The sequence below is a fragment of the Mesorhizobium sp. M2E.F.Ca.ET.209.01.1.1 genome, from assembly GCF_004010375.2.
In the GTDB taxonomy this organism is placed as follows: Bacteria; Pseudomonadota; Alphaproteobacteria; order Rhizobiales; family Rhizobiaceae; genus Mesorhizobium.
Map to the genome: position 1 here is coordinate 38,566 of NZ_SADP02000001.1, position 19,393 is coordinate 57,958.

Consider the following 19,393-nt stretch of genomic DNA (forward strand, 5'->3'; position numbering starts at 1 on the left):
CTACTCCGCCGGCCGCGTCTCTGCCAGCGCGCTTTCCTCGTTGAACAGGAAGCCGCCGGACTGCCGTTTCCAGAGCCGCCCATAGAGCCCGTCGAGCGCCACCAGCTCGTCATGCGTGCCCTGTTCGACGATGCGCCCGCCATCGAGCACCACCAGCCGGTCAAGTGCTGCGATGGTGGAGAGCCGGTGCGCGATGGCGATCACGGTCTTGTTCTCCATCAGCCGGGTCAGATTCTCCTGGATCGCCGCCTCGATATCCGAATCGAGCGCCGAGGTCGCCTCGTCGAGGATGAGGATCGGCGCATCCTTGAGGAAGACGCGTGCGATCGCCACGCGCTGCCGCTGCCCGCCGGAGAGTTTCACGCCGCGCTCGCCGACATAGGCCTCGTAGCCGGCGCGGCCTCTGGTGTCGCGCAGCCCCAGGATGAAGTCATGCGCCTCGGCCTTTTTCGCCGCGGCGATCACCTGCGCGTCGGTGGCGTCCGGCATTCCGAGCTTGATGTTGTCGCGCAGCGAGCGGTGGAACAGCGCCGTGTCCTGGCTGACGACGCCGATATTGCCGCGCAGCGAGTTCTGCGTGACCCCGGCGATGTCCTGGCCGTCGATCAGGATCCGGCCGCCTTCGAGGTCGTAGAGGCGCAGGGTCAGATTGGCCAACGTCGTCTTGCCGGCGCCGGACGGGCCAACCAACCCCACCTTCTCGCCCGGGCGAACAACGAGATCGATGCCGTCGAGCACACCCCCGCCCTTGCCGTAGTGGAAGGTCACGTTCTTGACGTCGATGCGGCCGCCGGCAACCACCAGTTCCTTGGCATCCGGCGCGTCGGTGAGGCCGAGCGGCTGCGAGATCATCGCCTTGGAATTCTCCAGCACACCGAGGTTTCTCAGAATGCCGTTGAGCTGCATCATCACCCGCCCGAGCAGCATGTTGAGCCTGAGGACGAGAGAAAGCGTGAAGGCGACAGCGCCGACCGTGATCGAACCCTCCACCCACAGATAGATGGCGAAGCCGGCGATCACGGTGATCATGACGCCCGACAGCGTCGTCAGCGCCATGCGCACGCCGGTCAGACGGCGTGTGAACGGCCGCAGCGCGTCGAGATAGATGTCGAAACCGTTCCTGATGTAGCGGTCGTCGCCATCCACCGAGAACAGCTTCAGCGTCTGCATGTTGGAGTAGGAATCGACGATCCGGCCGGTGATCATCGACCCGGCCTCGGCTGTCGCCTCGGCATGCTTGCGGATCTGCGGCAGATAGAGTTTGGCCAGCCAGCCGAACACGGCGATCCAGACCACCACCAGAACCGCCAGCCTGAGGTCCAGGCCGGCGACCAGCGCCAGCGTCGTCACGGTATAGATGATCATGAACCAGATGACCTCGATGAAGCTCTCCATCAGGTCGCCAGTCGCCTGCCCCGCCTGCCAGACTTTTGTCGCGATGCGGCCGGCGAAATCGTTCTGGAAGAAGGCGTAGGACTGGCGCGAGACATGCCGGTGCGCCTGCCAGCGCACCAGATTGTAGAAGCCGGGCGTGATCGTCTGCTCGTCGACCAGCGCCGACAGGCCGACGACGGCGGTGCGGATGACGAGCACCACCGCGCCCATGAACAAGAGCTCGGGCCCGGCCGTCGTCCAAAGCACGTGCCAGCTGCGCTCGCCTGGCAACTGATCGAGGATATCGACCAGCCTGCCGACGAAATAGAACAGCCCTGCCTCGACCAGAGGCGCGATGCCGCCGATAATCAGCATGGCGAAGAAGGCGAGCTTCGCCTGTCCGACATAGTGCCAGAGGAAGCCGCCGACGCCGGCGGGCGGCCGCAGATTGGCGGGCTCGCGGAACGGGTAGACCCAGTGCTCGAACCAGCGATAGATGGCCTGCATCATTCGGCAGCTTCACCTTTCGTCGGCAGATCGTCGGCGACCGGCTTTTCCTCCAGCAGGAAGCCACCCGACTGGCGCCGCCAGAGCTGTGCGTAGAGCCCGCCCTTGGCGATCAGCGCCTCATGCGAGCCTTCCTCGATGATGCGGCCCTTGTCCATGACAACGAGCCGGTCCATCGCCGCGATGGTCGACAGCCGGTGGGCGATGGCGATGACGGTCTTGCCCTGCATCAGCTTGTAGAGGTTCTCCTGGATTGCCGCCTCCACTTCCGAATCAAGCGCGGACGTCGCCTCGTCGAGAATGAGGATCGGCGCGTCCTTCAGCATAACGCGGGCAATGGCGATGCGTTGCCGCTGGCCGCCGGACAGCTTCACGCCGCGCTCGCCGACAAGCGCCTCATAGCCGCTCTGCCCATGCGGATCGGTCAGCCCCGCGATCACCTCGTCGATCTGGGCGGCTTGCGCGGCCCTGACCATCGCCTCGTCGCTGGCCGACTGGCGCCCGTATTTGAGGTTCTCGCGAACGGATCGATGCAAGAGCGAGGTGTCCTGGTTGACGAAGCCGATCGCCGCGCGAACGCTCTCCTGCGAGACATTGCGGATGTCCTGCCCGTCGATCAGCACCTTGCCGTCCTGCACGTCGAACAGCCGCAGCACGAGATTGACCAGCGTCGATTTGCCGGCCCCCGAACGGCCGATCAGGCCGACCCGCTCGCCCGGCGCGATCTTCAGCGACAGATTGTCGATCACGCCGCCTTTGCCGTCCTTGCGCCAATAGTTGAAGTTCACCCGGTCGAACTCGATGCCACCGGCGGTCACGACGAGGGCCGGCGCGTCAGGCTGGTCCTGCATGACGATCGGCCGCGCGATCGTCGTCATCGAGTTGCTGGCGACGCCGATCTGCCGGAAGACATTGGCGCCGACATCGAGGATCCTGCCGGAGATGTTGGCGATCTGCAGCGCGAACGGTATCGCGGTCGCCACGGCGGCGGTGGTCATCGTCCCGGCGTTCCAGCCGGCGAGCGCCAGCCAGCTCACGGCGATAAGCAGCGCCGCGTTGAGGACGAACAAGGCCGACCACATCAGCGTGAAAACGCGCATCAGCTGGTAGAATGTGTCGGCGTGCTCGACCACCGCCTGCGAGACATATTTGTCTTCATGCTCGCCGGTCGAGAATGTCTTGAGCGTCAGGATGTTGGTGTAGCTGTCGACCATACGGCCGCTCACCTGCGACCACCGCTCCGACAATTGGGACGAGCGTTGCGTGATCCTGGGCATCGCGGACCAGAAGATCAGGCAATAGAACACCAGCCACACCGCCACGACCGCCAGCAGAAGCGGGTCGAGCCTAGCCAGCACCACGATGGCGACCGCGACGAAGACCAGCGCATACCAGACGGCATCGACGGTGAGATTGACGCTCATCTCCACCGAATCGCCGCTCTGCATGACCTTGGTTCCGATGCGGCCGGCAAAGTCGTTCTGGAAGAACGACCAGTCCTGGCGCACGACATGCCAATGGCTCTGCCAGCGGATGAGGTCGATGAGGTTCGGCGCGATGGCATGATTGCGGATGAGTCCGTCGACGACCATCGACAGCGGACGCAAAAGCACGACGAAGGCCATCAGCGCGAGCAGCGGCCCATGCGCGGCGAAGAAATCGCCGGGCCTGGTGGTGGCGAGCAGGCCGACGATCATGCCGACGAAGATCGGCAGCATCGCGTCGATTATTGCCGCTACGGCAACGATGATCATGCGCAGCCGATAGGCGGCGCGAAACTGCCTTATGAAATACCAGTAGAACCGCCAAAGCCCCATCGGCGGCTGCCTGTCGTCGGCCAGCGCCACCGGTGAATAACGGCTTTCGAACCAGGTGAAGATGCGGTCGAACATTTTTGTCTCGTGGAGGCCACAAACCCGCCGGCGTCCGATCTGGTCGCCGGCGGGCCTCTGAGCAGGTCGTGGTTACGCCCGGGATCGATTCCCGGCAATCGCCGTAACCTTGATGCCAATCGCGATCGCGTTACTCCGCTGCCATCTCCGTCGCCTTGGCGTCGGACTCGGCCGGCCCGTCATCGAGCAGGAAACCGCCGGACTGGCGCTGCCAGAGCTGGGCATAGAGCCCGCCCTTGGCGACGAGCTCCTCATGCGAGCCTTCCTCGATGATGCGGCCCTTGTCCATGACGACGAGCCTGTCCATCGCCGCGATCGTCGACAGCCGGTGCGCGATGGCGATGACGGTCTTGCCCTGCATCAGCTTGTAAAGGTTTTCCTGGATGGCGGCCTCGGCTTCCGAATCGAGCGCCGAGGTCGCCTCGTCGAGGATCAGGATGGGCGCGTCCTTGAGCATCACGCGGGCGATCGCGATGCGCTGCCGCTGGCCGCCGGACAGTTTGACGCCGCGGTCGCCGACATGGGCGTCGAAGCCCTTGCGGCCGTTATGGTCCGAAAGCCCGCCGATGAAATCGAGCGCCTCCGCCCGCCGCGCCGCCTCGATCAGCATCTCGTCGGTCGCGTCCGGCCGGCCGTAGAGGATGTTCTCCTTCACCGAGCGGTGCAGCAGCGAGGTATCCTGCGTCACCATGCCGATCTGGGCGCGCAGCGAATCCTGCGTCACCGCCGCGATCTCCTGGCCGTCGACGAGAATCCTGCCGCTTTCCAGGTCGTAGAAGCGCAGCAAAAGATTGACCAGCGTCGACTTGCCGGCGCCTGAGCGACCGACGATGCCGACCTTCTCGCCGGGCTTCACGGTGAGCGACAGGTTCTCGATGACGCCCTTCTGCTTGCCGTAGTGGAAGCGGATGTCCTCGAAGCGGATCTCGCCCTGGCTGACGGCGATGTCCTTGGCGCCCGGCCTGTCTTCGACCAGGCGCGGCAGCGAGATCGACTGGATGCCGTCCTGCACCGTGCCGATATTCTCGAACAGCCCGGACATCTCCCACATGATCCACTGCGACATGCCCCACATCCGGAGCACCAGGCCGATGACCACGGCGACCGCGCCGATCGTGACCGCCTGGCCGAGCCACAGCCACAGCGAGATTGCCGTCACCGAGAACAAAAGCAGCGAGTTCAGGATGTAGAGCAGGCCGTAGAGCACCGTCACCAGACGCATCGAGCGGTAGACAGTGTCGAGGAAGCTCGCCATGCCTTCCCTGGCGAAGGTCGCCTCGCGGCGCGCGTGGCTGAACAGCTTCACCGTCTGGATGTTGGTGTAGCTGTCGACGACGCGGCCCGTCATGGTCGAGCGCGCATTGGCCTGCGCCTCGCCGACCTTGCCCAGTCTCGGGATGAAAAAGCGCAGGAGACCGATATAGCCGACCAGCCAGACGGCGAGCGGTGCAGCCAGCCGCCAGTCGGCCGAGCCGACGATGAACAGCATGCCGAGGAAATAGACGATGACGTAGTTCAAGACGTCGATCAGCTTGATCACGCATTCACGCACGGCGAGCGCCGTCTGCATCAGCTTGGTGGCGATACGGCCGGCGAACTCGTCCTGGTAGAAGGCCATCGACTGCTTGAGCAGGTAGCGATGCACCTGCCAGCGGATGCGCATGGGATAATTGCCCATCAGCGTCTGCTGGTTGAGCAGCGAATGCAGCCAGACCGTGCCCGGCAGCGCGAACAGCACGACGAAAGCCATGCCGGCGAGCTTCCAGCTCTCGGTCTGCAGGAAGGTTTCGCGGTTCTGCCCCGACAGCCAGTCGACGATGCGACCCATGAAGCCGAACATCCACACTTCGGCGATGGAGATCGCCGTCACCAGCACCGCATCGAGGAGGATGTAGGGCCAGGCGCCGCGCGTATAATGCACGCAAAACGCGACCAGCGTCTTCGGCGGCTCGACCGGCTCCGCGGCGGGAAACGGATCGAGCCTCTGTTCAAACCAGCGGAACATTCCAGGCACTCACGATGCTATGCGCGCTCATGCGGCGCGGGATTGATGGGCTAGGCTTTGCGGCCGCGCGGCATTGCGCGCCGGCGATACGGAATCATCCGCATCGCCGGCCTTGCTGCTCGCAATATAGGGTTTCGCCGGCATTTCGCCGACAGGCTCGTTCGACGATCCTGACGGCCCCGGGCTTCCCGACGAAAAGCCGGAGCCTGCCCGGTTCCGATCGCCCGGCCGGAACAGACGGATGATCCGGCGCACCAGCGTCGGCCGGCTGTGGTCGGGCACCGCGCGCGAGAAGTCGACGTCCGGCAGCATGCCGCGATGCGGCCTGCGCCGCTCCTCGGCATGCACCGCCGACGAATAGGTCTCGCCGATCAGCAGCGCCCAGGTCGCCGCCTTGCGCTCATGCAGGCTTCTTGACCCCGGTATCTTGTAGGGATCGAACATTGGTCCGTCCTCCATATGCAAATGCGTTAAAAAGGGTGACACGGCCTCGATCCCCGGCATTCGACCGAAGGCGCGGATCGAATCCGCCTCGACCGGACGGCAAGCGTCGGCCCCGGCACGTTCAGCTGGGGCGCGGCGCCCCTTTGTCAGTTTGAAAAACATCGCAAGATTCCTTCGAAGGCCGAAAACTGGGTTCGGCGGGAATCGGTGCGATGAAGACTTAAAGTGTCAGAAGAATCGTCGTACCGAAACCGCCATTGGGCATACGAGAGCCCAGGAGAGGCGCTGGATGTGCATGGTCATCATGTGTTCCCCTCCATTCGGTTCGGGTTGACGATGATGGTCGTATACGCGACTTCGCAGAAAATGGCCACCCGCCAGGCCAGAAATCGCCGAAAGCGGGAGATGCCTGTGGCCGATCTGCCACTTATTAGCAGGATGCGAAAATGAACGATCGTCTCCGCATCGCGCTCTACCAGCCGGATATCGCCGGCAACACCGGGACAATCCTGCGCTTCGCCGCCTGCCTCGACATCGCCGTCGATATCATCGAGCCTGCCGGATTTCCGCTCTCCGACCGCGCGCTGAAACGGGCCGGCATGGACTATCTCGAAATGGCGGCGCTCACCCGCCATGCCGACTGGCACGCCTTCGAGGAATGGCGAAACGCGCATGCGCGCCGTCTGGTGCTGCTCACCACCAAGGCCACGGCCGCCTATACCGGCTTTGCTTTCGCCGCCGGCGACAATCTTCTGTTCGGCCGCGAATCCGCCGGCGTGACGGAAGAAGTCCATCAGGCGGCGGACGCGCGACTGACCATTCCGATGCGGCCGGGCGCGCGCAGCATCAATGTCGCGCTGTCGGTCGCCATGGTCGCAGGCGAAGCGCTCCGCCAGCTCGGCTAGGACGCGTCGGGCTTCCTCGCTATCCCGAACGGCAGTCCCTTCCGCCGTCAGTTTCACCCAGGCGCACATCGCCTTCTCCTGCGTTTGCCATATCGTCCTCCCTTCGCTACAAGCTCAACTTAACTTGAGGTCAAGCGGGAATTCGAAAATGGCTCCGGTGCGGGAATTGACGGTCGGCCAGGTCGCCATGCGCAGCGGCGTCGCGGTATCGGCGCTGCATTTCTACGAGGCGCGCGGGCTGATCCGCAGCCACCGTACGTCCGGCAACCAGCGGCGCTACAGCCGCGATGTGCTGCGGCGCGTGGCGATCATCCGCGTCGCTCAGGAGGTCGGCATCTCGCTTGCCGACATCGCCCGGGCGTTCCAGTCCCTGCCCGAAGAACGCACGCCGACGCGCGAGGACTGGAACCTGCTGTCGACAGCCTGGCGCGACGCGCTCGACCACAAGATCGCCCAGATGAAGAAATTGCGCGATGGCCTGACCGATTGCATCGGCTGCGGCTGCATGTCGATCGACAAATGCCCGCTGAGGAACAAGGAAGACCGGCTGGCGCGGGAAGGAACAGGCGCGAGGCGGTTGGTGGTAGGCTGATGCTCAATCCGCCGCCGGCAGTCGCCGCATGGTGAATTCGATCACATCGCCTGGACGTTCGAACCAGCTTTCGATCTCGGTCCAGTAGGCCTGCTTCGGGAAGCGTTCGAACCATTCCTTCGCCTTGAGCCGGGCCGCGGGGCGCGGCAGCACGAAGGTCTCGCGCAGGAAACCGTCGCGCGGCAGGTTCGCGCGCTCTGCCCGCGAGCGCTCCAGCCTCTTCTTCAAGCCATCCAGCGGCGGTCTTGCCGGGGTGCGCATGAAGGAACTCCTTTGCACCTTGGTCAGACAGGACTTGACCCTTGCCTTTAAGAGATTAGGGATCGCGCCGTTAAAAGACGAGTCATTTGTCAGGCAAGCGGCCTGTAACTGGAGACTGAATTGGAAAGACCTGACCTTCCGGTTGGCCTGCCGGGTGATATCGAGCAGAAGAAGATGAAGGCCCGCCTCTGGTTCGAAGCGCTGCGCGAACGTGTCTGCGCCACCTTTGAGCAGATCGAGCAGGAGCTTCAGGGACCGCAGTCCTCATGGTCGCCTGGCCGTTTCGAAAAGACGCCCTGGGAGCGCGACGAAGGCAAGGGTGGCGGCGGCACCATGTCGATGATGCGCGGCCGCGTCTTCGAGAAGGTCGGCGTGCACACCTCGACCGTCCATGGCGAATTCTCGCCGGAATTCAGGAAGCAGATTCCCGGCGCCGAGGAGGATCCGCGCTTCTGGGCGAGCGGCATCTCGCTGATCGCGCATCCCTGGAACCCCAACGTGCCTGCCGTGCACATGAACACGCGCATGGTCGTCACCACGCGCCAATGGTTTGGCGGCGGCGCCGATCTGACGCCGGTGCTCGACCGCCGCCGCACCCAGGACGACCCCGACACGATCGCCTTCCATCGCGCCATGCAGTTCGCCTGCGAGAAGAACGCTGCGGTCGCCGACTATCCCAAATTCAAGGCATGGTGCGACGAATATTTCTTCCTGCCGCATCGCAACGAGCCGCGCGGCATCGGCGGCATCTTCTTCGACTGGCTGCATTCGGGCGAGGACAAGGGCGGCTGGAATGCCGATCTCAACTTCGTCCAGGATGTCGGCCGCTCCTTCCTGGTCGTCTATGCCCATCTGGTTCGTGGCAACTTCAACCAGAACTGGACCGATGGCGAGCGCGACGAACAGCTGATCCGGCGCGGCCGCTACGTCGAATTCAACTTGCTTCACGATCGCGGCACCATCTTCGGCCTGAAGACCGGCGGCAATGTCGCCTCGATCCTGTCCAGCCTGCCGCCCGAGGTAAAATGGCCGTAACAATCGGGTGAGCGCGGCCATGGCCGCATTGCCGTCCCATTCGCCGAATCTTGGCGGCCAATGTGGCAGGGGCAATATCTTTTTCGTCTAATATCCATTTGAAAAAATTGGATTATTCAAGGTCGCCGGGTCGGGAAGCGCCGGCGGCAGAGGTGGCGATCATCGCTTCCCGCAGCCGTGACTCGACGCGACTTGACGGCCCTGAGCAAAGAGGGGTGCCTGATCCAACAGGCGCCTTCATTCCAGGAGAGCATGCCATGCGCAAGCTTATCGTGACGGCGGCAACCGTCGCTTTTCTCGCCTCCGGTGGCGCCGCGTTCGCGGCGGTCAAGCACACTACGGGAACCGTGAAGAGCTTTGACGGGACGGCCATGAGCCTTGTTCTGGACAACGGATCGACCTTCACCCTGTCCAAGGCCTTCAAGGATCCCGGCATTCAGGCCGGTGAGAAGGTTCGCGTGTCTTGGGACATGAGCGGCAAGAAAAAAATCGCCGAAGCCGTCAAGATCATGAAGTAGCGGCTGGAGCAATTCCAGGAAAACCGCCCGCCGAGGCATAGCAGGCTCAGGCGGCGCGAAGGGCGGAGCACCAGTGCTTCGCCCTTCGTTTCATGCTTTTACCGCGCCGACCGCCCCCGGCCACTTCTTCGTGCAACCGAAAGCGGCGGCATGTGTTATTGATATCCATCCGGGCAATCCTGCGAAAACGCGCATCGGCTTTGGGCGGGATTGCACAAAGACAAACGGCTGGAGCGCTCTGGCTGAGCGGCCCCGTCGCGAGGAAAGGAAAATCCCCATGAAGGAATTTCAATGTGGATCGCTGGTTCCCGGCTGTGACTGGCATACGCGCGCTGAGGAAGAAGCGGAGGTCATGCGCCGCGCTGTCGAGCATATGCGTGAAACGCATGGCGAGACCATCATCCGCGAGACGATGATCGAGGCGATCCGCTCGCGCATCCAGAAGGTCCGCGACGCCGCCTAAGTGGCTACATCGCCGAATTCGGACCGCGCAAGCCGACGGGCAACAGCCAAACGTTGGTTCCGGCATGCCCTCTCCGCGGGCGGTTCTTTGGATCGCCGGCGGAGGCATTTTTCCGCATAATTCAAGCAAATTCTTATATTCGTAGCAGCTTGGATAACTTCCCGGTAACGGTCCGCGTGCGACTCTGCCGCATGTGATCCGGCCAGAGGCGGCTGCCCGAGGAGCCCTTCGCCATCAAGGCGCTGGCCGGAGTGGTGGGGCGAGGTGCTTCGCGCATGCGCGAGCGGTCCAACATCGGAGCAGGTCTCTGCGCGGCGGCGCTCCTTCTGTGCGCTCTTTCCTTTGCGTCCACGGCAATGGCCCAGGAATGGACGACCTCGCTCGTCGATATCCATCAGGGCTCTCCGCTCAGCGACAAGGCCAGGGGCCTCGGCAATGGCGGCTATGAATTGCAGGGCGGAAGCTGGGTCTCCTTCAGCCATTGGTATCACGCGAGCTGGGTCGACATGCATGTCGACTTCCTCACTCAGATCACGCCCGATACGGGCTTTCTCTGGGGGTTCGGGACCGGGGAACAAGCCGAGAAATACAGCATCGCGCCCAGCCTAAAATTCGGTTTTCTCACCCAGACCCATCCGAATCCGAACAGCACCCTGTCCCTGTCGGTCACCTCGACCATCGGCGGCGCCCTCACCGAAAAGCCCTGCGTGGCCGACTACGGCGACCTGGGCAGCTACAGCGTCAATTGCCGGCTGGCAGCGGGCGAGGCGTCGCCCGAGGAGACGCTGACGCATCTGGTCAACGCTACACCCGAGAGGCTGCATCTGTGGCTCAACTACCGCGTTACGTTCTGATCGCCGGGAGGCCTTCGATGGAAAGTGTTCCGGCGCCCGAATTTCGTAAATTCATCCGCCTTCTTGTTTGACCGGGAGTAAGATCGTGTCTGGTAATTTCTGGAAATTCGGCATTGCCGCGGCTCTGGTCCTGCTGCCGGCGTCCATGGCATCGGCGCAGGAAGTGCCCGACGCGGACGAGACGGCTGTGCTGTGCCACGGCGTTCAGTCCATATGCGTGAGCGCCAAGATCCCGGTCGCGGGCACGACGCAGGCCGTGCAGAACTGGATGAGCCCCGACGTCGGCGCCGCTTGGGCAGCCGGCTACAAGGGCAGAGGCGTCACCATCACCATGGTCGACGACTTCAGCAGTTCAGATCGCTTTTCCGGCAATTTCGGCATTGGCGTGCAGACGCAGCGGCACGGAGAATGGACGCGCGAGGAGGCGAGCATGATCGCTCCCGCGGCGACCATCCGCTCCAAGGATTTCTCGACGGGCTCGGCCGTCTCGCTGGCCGGCGGCCGTAACGTGCTCAATCTCAGCTACGGCATGTACACCACCGCGGGCTACAGCGTGAATCAGATCTGGTGGGCCCCGGAAGAGGCCTCGATCATAAACTATGCGACCAGGGGAACGGCCGTCGTCTCGAAGGCGGCCGGCAACGACGCGGTCGCCGTGGGTGGGGTCACAGGCGGCCAGCAGGACTATCTCGACCTTGCCCTGATCGGCAAATCGACTGCGATCTTCGTCGGCGCGCTGTCGACGAACGGCACAACGGCCAACAAGGCTGAGCTCGCCTGGTATTCCAATTACGCCGGCTCCAACCCGGCAGTGCAGAGCCACTTCCTGGTGGTCGGCGTCGAAGGCGACAAGACCGGCCTCTACGGCACCTCGTTCGCCGCGCCGATCATCTCGGGTTACGCCGCGATCATTGGCAGCAAGTTCACCAAGGCGACGCCGGTTCAGATCACCAATGACCTTCTCAACACGGCCCGCACCGATACGCTGGCGAACTACGACCCGTCCATCTACGGCAAGGGCGAGGCAAGTCTCTCGCGGGCGCTGGCTCCCGTGGCGATCCATTGACAGCCGACGTCCACTGCCGCTGGACTAAATTTCCAGGGCTTGCGCGGCGCGCTGCATCAGCGCGCCGCGTTCCAGGGTGAAGCCCGACCCGACCCACTCCTTCTCGAGGTTCTTCAACGTGGCGCCAAGCTTCGGCCCCGGTGACGCGCCAAGGTCCGTCAGGTCGGCGCCTTTGATCGGAAACACCGGCTTTGCCCACTTCAGCGCGAAGTTGAGCAGGCGTGAAAGACCGCCGGCCTCCATCATCGCCTGATTGTCCTCGACGGCACGCGTCCGCGCGGCGGCAAGCGCCAGCCGGATGCGATCGAGATAGCCGTCGCGGTCGCCGTAGTAGAGTTTCTTGGCCAGCTCGGTCTCGGTCATCTTCGCGTCCGGAGCGATGGTCAGCGCCCAATGCCGCAGGCGAGCGGCCTCGTCATTCGAAAGCCGCAGCCGTTCGCCAAGCGTCTTCATGCGCGCGGCATCGGGCGGGACGATTGCCTCGAGCCGCAGCATCGGATCGGCGGTCCAGCCGAGATCCTTTCCGGTCCTGGCCAGGCCGTGGATGGCGTCGATGCCCCATTTCTCGCTCTCCGGGAGCACGGCCGACAGCACGCCGGCCTGGCGCATCCAGAGCAGGGCGCGCGAAGGATCCGGAGCGGACAGCAGCTTCTTCAGCTCGGACCAGACGCGTTCGGCCGAAAGCTGGGCAAGCCCCTCCTTCAGCCTGGCGCAGGCCTTCAAGCCTTCGGCATCGGGCCGGCCGTCGCCATACCAGGCGAAGAAGCGGAAAAAGCGCAGGATGCGCAGATAGTCCTCGCGGATGCGTGCCTCCGCGTCGCCGATGAAACGCAGCCGCCGCGCCTCGATATCGGCAATGCCGCCGACAAGGTCGACGACCGTGCCGTCGGCTTCGGCATAGAGCGCGTTGATGGTGAAGTCGCGCCGCTCGGCATCAAGCTTCCAGTCGCGCCCGAAACTCACTTTCGCCCGGCGGCCGTCGGTCTCGACATCAGCGCGCAGCGTGGTGACTTCATAGGGCTTGCCGCCCGCAATCACGGTGATGGTGCCGTGTTCGATCCCGGTCGGCGCCGTCTTGAAGCCGGCCGCCTCCGCGCGCCGGATGGTCTCTTCGGGCAGTGTCGTCGCGGCGATGTCGATGTCGGCCACGGGTTGGCCAAGCAGCGCATTGCGCACCGCGCCGCCGGCGACACGCGCTTCCTCGCCGCCCTGCTTCAACGCCGCAAGCAGCTTCTGCATATGCTTGTCGGCCAGCCAATCGGCGCTGCCGGAGAGAGACACCTCGACGCTCACGCATAAAGCCTTTCATACAGCGTGCGGATGATGCCGGCGGTGACGCCCCAGATGCGCTGGTCGCCATAGGGCATATCGTAAAAGAACCATTCGAGATCGTTCCACATGCGGCTGTCGCGCGTGTGGTTGGCCGGGTCCATCAGGAAACTCAGGGGAACCTCGAAGGCAGCGTCGACCTCGTCGGTATTGAGCGTCAGCGAAAAGCCCGGCCGCACCACGGCAAGCACCGGCACGATGCGGTAACCGCTGCCTGACACATAATCCGGCATGCGGCCGATGATCTCGATATGGTCGCGATCGAGACCGATCTCCTCGAAGGTCTCGCGCAGCGCGGTCGCCTCGGAGCCGGGGTCGGTCGGATCGATGGTGCCGCCTGGAAACGCCACCTGGCCGGAATGGCTGCGCAGCTTCTCGGCGCGCTTGGTGAGCAGCACCATGGCGCCCTCGGCGCGGTCGACGACCGGGATGAGCACGGCCGCGTCCCGCAGGGGCTTGACGTGTTGGAGCCTGGGGTGATCGGGATTGAAGCGATGATCGCCGAAATCCTCGCCAGGGGTGATCGCGGCCTGCGCTGCGGCCCGCGCCCGGAAATCCGCGATGGAAAACGGCGCCCGCGTCACCTGGTCCATCACGCGCTCTGCCGTTTCAGCTTCTCGGCCGGCATGATCGGATAGATCTCGCCGCCCGAGCGGACGGCGAACATCGTCTTGCCGTCGATATCGATCTCCTCGCCATGCCCGACCAGCTCATACATCACCGCCCGCGCCACCAGCGCCTCCAGCCGTCCGCGCACCAGCACATAGGGTTTCAGCCCGCCGGTTTCGTCCTCGTCGACGAAACGCAGCGGATGGCCGGGCCCGGCGGCCACCACATCGCCGACATTGGTGCGGAAGGTGATGACTTGTTCGTCGCCGCTCCCGGACACATTCATTTCGACGGCGATGAAGGGCGCGTCAACGACGCGGATTCCGACCCGCTCGACCGGGGTCACAAGATAGGTCTTTCCGTCCAAATCCTTGCGCAGCACGCTGGAAAAGAGCTGCACCAGCGGCATGCGGCCAATCGGCGTGCCGAGATAGAACCAGGTGCCGTCCGCCTTGATCTCCATGTCGAGGTCGCCGCAGAAATCCGGATTCCAGCGCTCGACCGGCGCCGGCCCCTTGCCCGCGCGGGCGGCACGCGAAACCAGCGCCTCAAGTCCGCGCGGCTCGGTAGCGCTCGTCAAGCTCTGTGTGCTCGGGCTTTGTTGACGATGTTCGCTGCGTTCGGCCATGGTCACGAAATAGTCACTGTTGTCCCGATTGTCAGCCTTGTCCGCCCAAGTCTGTGATTTAAGTTCGAATGCAGGCGCCAGGCGAAGCCGAATCGCGGCATTCTGCGACATTGAGAATGCAGGCCGGTATCTCCAACCACAAGGATCGAACGGCATGAGCGTGATGATCAAGGAAAGCCCGATCAGCGAGAAAGCGATGATCGAGGAGGCCGAAAAGGCGCTGGCCGACATCTCCAGGGTCCGCGACGCGGTCGGCCGGGTGATTTTTGGCCAGGAGGCTGTCGTCGAGCGCACGCTGGTGGCGCTGCTTGCCGGCGGCCATGCGCTGCTGGTCGGCGTGCCTGGGCTTGCCAAGACCAAGCTGGTCGAGACGCTGGGCATTGTGCTCGGCCTCGATTCGCGCCGCGTCCAGTTCACCCCCGACCTGATGCCGTCAGACATCCTCGGCTCCGAGGTAATGGAGCAGGACGAGTTCGGCAAGCGGTCCTTCCGCTTCATTTCCGGGCCGATCTTCACGCAACTGCTGATGGCCGACGAGATCAACCGCGCCTCGCCGCGCACGCAGTCCGCCCTGTTGCAGGCGATGCAGGAATATCACGTCACCATCGCCGGCGTCCGCCACGACCTGCCCTCGCCTTTCCATGTGCTGGCGACGCAGAACCCGCTGGAGCAGGAAGGCACCTATCCGTTGCCCGAGGCCCAGCTCGACCGCTTCCTGATGCAGGTCGACATCCTTTATCCGGAGATCGATGCGGAGCGCCGCATCCTGCTCGAAACGACCGGCATCGACGAAGCCAAGGCCGACAAGGTGCTGCAGCCGGCGAGACTGAAGGAAATCCAGACGCTGATCCGCCGCATGCCGGTGCCGGAAAGCGTCGTCGAGGCGATCCTCAAGCTGGTGCGTTCGGCCCGGCCCGGCCAGGGCAATGCCGAGACCGACAAGCATGTCGCTTGGGGGCCAGGCCCGCGCGCCAGCCAGGCGCTGACCCTGTGCGCCCGCGCCCGCGCCCTATATGATGGAAGATTGGCGCCTTCGGTCGACGACGTTCGCGCGCTGGCCGAACCGGTGCTGCAGCATCGCATGGCGCTGACTTTCGCCGCCCGCGCCGAAGGCACTTCGGTGCGCGATGTGGTGGCGAAGCTGGCAAAAGGCATCTGATGGGTCGAATAGGCGAGGTCCAGGCACCGGTTGCGACGCGCGACGCGCTCGCCCGCGGCCGGTTGCGGGCTTCACTGGTGCCGGACCTGCTGGTCGAGGCGCGCCGTATCGTCAACACGGTGATCGCCGGCTGGCACGGCCGTCGCAAGCGCGGCATTGGCGAGAACTTCTGGCAGTTCCGGCCCTATGTCGAAGGCGATTCCTCGCGCATCGACTGGCGCCGCTCAGCCAGGGACGACCATACCTATGTGCGCGACCGCGAATGGGAAGCCGCGCACACGGTCTGGCTCTGGGCCGATCCCTCGCCGTCCATGCTCTACAAATCCGGCGGCGCCGGCGTTTCCAAGGAATCGCGCGCGCTGGTGCTGGCGCTCGCCTTGGCCGAGCTTTTGTCGCGCAGCGGCGAGCGCATCGCCTGGCCCGGCCTTACCGACCCGTTCACCGCCCGCAACGGCGCCGAGCGTATTGCCGCCCAGCTGAGCCACGCCGCCGCGCTGCCGGCCAAACCCGACCTGTCGGCGATCCGCCGCTTCTGCGACATCGTGCTCGTCAGCGATTTCCTCGACCCGGTCGATGAAACCATGGCGTGGCTCGACGTGCTCGCCCGCCACGGCGTGCGCGCGCATCTGATCGAGGTCGCCGACCCGGCCGAGGAAACCTTCCCCTATGCCGGCCGCACCGAGTTCACCGATCCGGAGACCGGCGACAAGCTGACCGCCGGCCGCGCTGAGATGCTGGCCGAGGAATATCGCCTGCTTTACCGGGCTCGCCGCGAGGAGCTGGCAGCCTGGTGCAAGCGTCTCGGCTGGAGCTACACCGTCAACCACACCGACCGCCTCGCCTCCGAAGCGCTGGTGCGCATCCACATGGCGCTGACCGTGGAAGGCGGTCATGCGGCGTCGATTGCCAATCGAGCCGGAAAGGCGGTCGCATGAGCTGGCTGCCGCTTTCCTTCGGGGCGCCGATGGTTCTGTGGGGCCTCTTGGCGCTGCCTGTGATCTGGTGGCTGCTCAGGCTCACCCCGCCCAAGCCGCAGACGGAAGTTTTCCCGCCGTTGAAAATCCTGGCCCGGGTCCTAAGACGCGAGGAAACCCCGCAGCAAAGCCCGTGGTGGCTGACGCTGCTGCGGCTGCTCATGGCGGCGCTTGTCGTGATGGCGCTGGCCGAGCCGGTCTTCAATCCGCGCGAAAGGCTGCCGGCGGAAGGTTCCGCCCTGGCGCTTGTCATCGACAACAGCTGGGCAAGCGCCGCCGACTGGGGCAAGCGCGTCGCCACCGCCGAGCGGCTGATCGCCGACGCCGGATCGAACGGCGTGCCGATCGTCATCGCCTTCACCGCCGAGAAGCCCAATGCCGAGATCGGCCCCTTCGATGCCTCGGCCGCGCTCGACCATCTGCGCGCCGCCAACCCGCGGCCGGTTCCGACTGACCGTCCGGCCGTCTACGCCCGTGTCGCCGCCGCGCTGGAGCGCCTGCCCGGTGCCAGCGTTGCCGTGCTGGCCGATGGCCTTGCCGCCAAAGGCGACAACGCCGCGTTCAAGACGCTGCTCGAAAAGAACGCGAAGCGGCTGGTCTGGGCCACGTCCGACCGGCTCTCACTGACCGGCCTGATTGGCACCGACAACCAGGTCGACGGCTTCGCCTTGACCGCCATCCGCGCGCCGGGCGATCCGGCGCCGGCGCAGGTCAGCGCCGGCGCCTTCGACGACAAGGGCCGCCGCATTGCCGATGCGACGCTGACCTTCGCACCGGGCGAAGCCACCGCCACGGCGACGATGGCGGTCCCCTTCGAGCTGCGCAACGACTTCGCCTCGATAGCGCTCGACGGCGAGCACCAGGCCGGTGCCGTGCGCGTCCTGGACGAGAGCTCCAAACGCCGCCGCGTCGGCCTGCTGTCGCAAGCCGAGGCCGACCAGGCGCAGCCGCTTCTGTCGCCGCTCTACTATATCCGCCGCGCCCTCCAGCCTTTTGCCGATCTGGTCGAGCCGTCGAGCGCCGACCTCGCCGACGCCATTCCGCAGCTTCTCGACCAGAAGCCGGCGATGATCATCATGGCCGATGTCGGCACCATCCCGGAGCAGGTCAAGCAGCGGCTGGTCGACTGGGTCGACAAGGGCGGCACCCTGGTGCGGTTTGCCGGCCCGCGTCTTGCCGCGGCCGGCAATGACGACGACCTTTTGCCTGTACGGTTGCGCAGCGGCGAGCGCGCGCTAGGCGGCGCGCTGTCCTGGACGACGCCGCAGGCGGTCACCGAATTCCCGAAGAACGGTCCCTTCGCCGACCTTTCCCCGCCCTCCGAGGTGACGGTCAGCCGGCAGGTCCTGGCCGAGCCGACGCCCGACATCGTCGAGCGCACCTGGGCCACGCTTGCCGACGGCACGCCGTTGGTGACGGGCATGAAAAAGGACAAGGGCACGCTGGTGCTCTTCCATGTCACGCCCGAGGCGACCTGGTCGAACCTGCCGATCTCCGGCACCTTTGTCGAGATGCTGCGGCGCGTCGTGCAACTGTCGCGCAACCAGGGCGCGGCGATTGCCAATGCCGAAGCCACCGCCGCGTCGCTGGCACCCTACCGCATGATCGGCGCCGACGGCATGCTCACACCGCCCTCGCCCGATGCCCGGCCGCTGGTGCCCGGCGCCGGCCCGCTGCCGGTGACGCTGGAGAACCCGCCCGGCCTTTACGGCTCCGAGACGGGCGTCTTCGCGCATAATCTTCTCGATGCGTCGAGCACCTTTGCGCCGCTGGTGCGCCCACAGGTTTCGCTGCCGGTGAGCGCCATCCCCTATGCCTTCGACGAGTCGGAGAACCTCAAGGGCCCGCTGGTCGCCGTCGCGCTCCTGTTGATGGCGCTCGACACCTTGGCCGTGTTCTGGATGGGCGGCCTATTGGCGCGCCGGCCGCGCCGCGCGGCCGTGGCGACCACAGCCGCTGTTCTGGTCGTGCTGGGCGGCCTCTTCGGCCAAGCCGATTTCGCCCGCGCCGACGATTCGAAGCCAGGCGACGCCCAGGCGATCGACGACATTTCGAAAACCCGCATCGCCTATGTCATCACCGGCGAGCCCGGCGTCGATTCGATCAGCCGTGCCGGCCTTGAAGGCCTGACCCGTTTCCTGATCGAGAAGACCGCGCTCGAGCCCGGCCCGCCGGCCGGCGTCGACATCGCCAAGGACGAGCTGTCCTTCTTTCCGCTGATCTATTGGCCGATCGACCCCTCGGCGCCGATGCCCAGCCAGGCGGCGATCGCCCGCATCGACGCCTATATGCAGCAGGGCGGCACGGTCCTCTTCGACACGCGCGACCAGTTCTCCAACGGCATCGGCGCCGGCTCGGCGAGCCCGGCGACCGAGCGGCTGCGCGACATCCTCGCCAACCTCAATGTGCCGCCGCTGGAACCGGTGCCGTCGGACCACGTGCTGACCAAATCCTTCTTCATCCTTCCGGAGTTCCCCGGCCGCTTCAGCGGCAGCCCGCTCTGGGTCGAGGCCTCGCTCGACGCCAGCAACACCGAGAACCGACCCGTGCGCACCGGCGACGGTGTCTCGCCGATCATGATCACCGCCAATGATTTCGCCGGCGCCTGGGCGGTCGACGAGAACGGCGATCCGATGCTGCCGACCGTGCCGCCGGACCCGATGCAGCGCGTCTACGCGCTGCGCGCCGGCGTCAACATCATGATGTACATGCTGACCGGCAACTACAAATCCGATCAGGTGCACGTGCCCGTGCTGCTCGAACGGCTGGGGCAGTAGC

The 19,393-nt window shown here is 65.0% G+C and carries 18 protein-coding genes; 10 read left to right on the plus strand and 8 right to left on the minus strand.

The window, feature by feature from the left end:
* The 4 genes from EN852_RS00240 to EN852_RS00255 form a co-directional block, all read right to left on the minus strand.
* Complete coding sequence (locus EN852_RS00240; protein WP_127874457.1) at positions 1–1,884, minus strand: ABC transporter ATP-binding protein; 1,884 nt, start codon at positions 1,882–1,884, stop codon at positions 1–3.
* A complete protein-coding gene (locus tag EN852_RS00245; RefSeq protein ID WP_127874458.1) occupies positions 1,881–3,773 on the minus strand; it encodes an ABC transporter ATP-binding protein in 1,893 nt (630 codons plus the stop codon). The genes EN852_RS00240 and EN852_RS00245 overlap by 4 nt, the downstream gene beginning before the upstream one ends.
* Positions 3,774–3,903: 130 nt before the next feature.
* Positions 3,904–5,778: an ABC transporter ATP-binding protein gene (locus tag EN852_RS00250; RefSeq protein ID WP_127874459.1), complete on the minus strand. Its 1,875-nt coding sequence runs from the start codon at positions 5,776–5,778 to the stop codon at positions 3,904–3,906.
* Positions 5,779–5,805: 27 nt separating this feature from the next.
* A complete protein-coding gene (locus EN852_RS00255; RefSeq protein WP_246694126.1) occupies positions 5,806–6,222 on the minus strand; it encodes a hypothetical protein in 417 nt (138 codons plus the stop codon).
* 446 nt (positions 6,223–6,668) lie between these two features.
* On the opposite strand from EN852_RS00255, the gene EN852_RS00260 reads away from it, so the two are divergent.
* The gene (locus EN852_RS00260; protein WP_127874461.1) at positions 6,669–7,127 is read left to right on the plus strand and encodes a tRNA (cytidine(34)-2'-O)-methyltransferase; all 459 of its coding nucleotides are present in this window, start codon (positions 6,669–6,671) and stop codon (positions 7,125–7,127) included.
* A gap of 148 nt (positions 7,128–7,275) precedes the next feature.
* Complete coding sequence (soxR, locus tag EN852_RS00265) at positions 7,276–7,719, plus strand: redox-sensitive transcriptional activator SoxR (protein WP_127874462.1); 444 nt, start codon at positions 7,276–7,278, stop codon at positions 7,717–7,719.
* Between the two features lie 3 nt (positions 7,720–7,722).
* On the opposite strand, the gene EN852_RS00270 is transcribed toward soxR, so the two are convergent.
* Positions 7,723–7,980, minus strand: coding sequence for a hypothetical protein (locus tag EN852_RS00270; protein WP_042639873.1), 258 nt, complete (start codon positions 7,978–7,980; stop codon positions 7,723–7,725).
* Positions 7,981–8,100: 120 nt separating this feature from the next.
* Between EN852_RS00270 and hemF the strand changes: the two genes are divergently transcribed.
* From hemF to EN852_RS00295, 5 genes are all read left to right on the plus strand, one after another.
* On the plus strand, positions 8,101–9,015 hold the full coding sequence (hemF, locus tag EN852_RS00275; protein WP_127874463.1) for an oxygen-dependent coproporphyrinogen oxidase: 915 nt from the start codon (positions 8,101–8,103) through the stop codon (positions 9,013–9,015).
* 257 nt (positions 9,016–9,272) lie between these two features.
* Complete coding sequence (locus tag EN852_RS00280) at positions 9,273–9,533, plus strand: DUF1344 domain-containing protein (RefSeq protein ID WP_127864841.1); 261 nt, start codon at positions 9,273–9,275, stop codon at positions 9,531–9,533.
* Positions 9,534–9,810: 277 nt separating this feature from the next.
* On the plus strand, positions 9,811–9,996 hold the full coding sequence (locus EN852_RS00285; protein ID WP_040989704.1) for a DUF1059 domain-containing protein: 186 nt from the start codon (positions 9,811–9,813) through the stop codon (positions 9,994–9,996).
* Positions 9,997–10,271: 275 nt separating this feature from the next.
* Positions 10,272–10,850 carry a hypothetical protein gene (locus tag EN852_RS00290; protein ID WP_127874464.1) on the plus strand — a complete coding sequence of 193 codons (579 nt, stop codon included), beginning with the start codon at positions 10,272–10,274 and terminating at the stop codon, positions 10,848–10,850.
* A gap of 85 nt (positions 10,851–10,935) precedes the next feature.
* A complete protein-coding gene (locus EN852_RS00295; protein ID WP_127874465.1) occupies positions 10,936–11,916 on the plus strand; it encodes a S8 family serine peptidase in 981 nt (326 codons plus the stop codon).
* A 24-nt stretch (positions 11,917–11,940) separates the two neighbouring features.
* Here EN852_RS00295 and EN852_RS00300 read toward each other — a convergent pair whose 3' ends face one another.
* From EN852_RS00300 to EN852_RS00310, 3 genes are read right to left on the minus strand one after another with little or no spacing between them, the layout of a single operon-like run.
* Positions 11,941–13,209, minus strand: coding sequence for a CCA tRNA nucleotidyltransferase (locus tag EN852_RS00300; protein WP_246694127.1), 1,269 nt, complete (start codon positions 13,207–13,209; stop codon positions 11,941–11,943).
* The gene (locus EN852_RS00305; protein ID WP_127874466.1) at positions 13,206–13,838 is read right to left on the minus strand and encodes a CoA pyrophosphatase; all 633 of its coding nucleotides are present in this window, start codon (positions 13,836–13,838) and stop codon (positions 13,206–13,208) included. Before EN852_RS00305 ends, EN852_RS00300 begins: the two co-directional genes overlap by 4 nt.
* On the minus strand, positions 13,838–14,482 hold the full coding sequence (locus EN852_RS00310) for a DUF1285 domain-containing protein (RefSeq protein WP_127874916.1): 645 nt from the start codon (positions 14,480–14,482) through the stop codon (positions 13,838–13,840). The genes EN852_RS00305 and EN852_RS00310 overlap by 1 nt, the downstream gene beginning before the upstream one ends.
* 154 nt (positions 14,483–14,636) lie before the next feature.
* On the opposite strand from EN852_RS00310, the gene EN852_RS00315 reads away from it, so the two are divergent.
* The 3 genes from EN852_RS00315 to EN852_RS00325 are packed head-to-tail and all read left to right on the plus strand — an operon-like array spanning position 14,637 to position 19,392.
* Entirely contained in the window at positions 14,637–15,641 is a 1,005-nt protein-coding gene (locus EN852_RS00315) for a MoxR family ATPase (RefSeq protein ID WP_095817269.1), read from the plus strand.
* Positions 15,641–16,576: a DUF58 domain-containing protein gene (locus EN852_RS00320; protein WP_127874467.1), complete on the plus strand. Its 936-nt coding sequence runs from the start codon at positions 15,641–15,643 to the stop codon at positions 16,574–16,576. Before EN852_RS00315 ends, EN852_RS00320 begins: the two co-directional genes overlap by 1 nt.
* Entirely contained in the window at positions 16,573–19,392 is a 2,820-nt protein-coding gene (locus EN852_RS00325) for a DUF4159 domain-containing protein (RefSeq protein WP_127874468.1), read from the plus strand. Before EN852_RS00320 ends, EN852_RS00325 begins: the two co-directional genes overlap by 4 nt.
* Position 19,393: the final 1 nt, after the last annotated feature.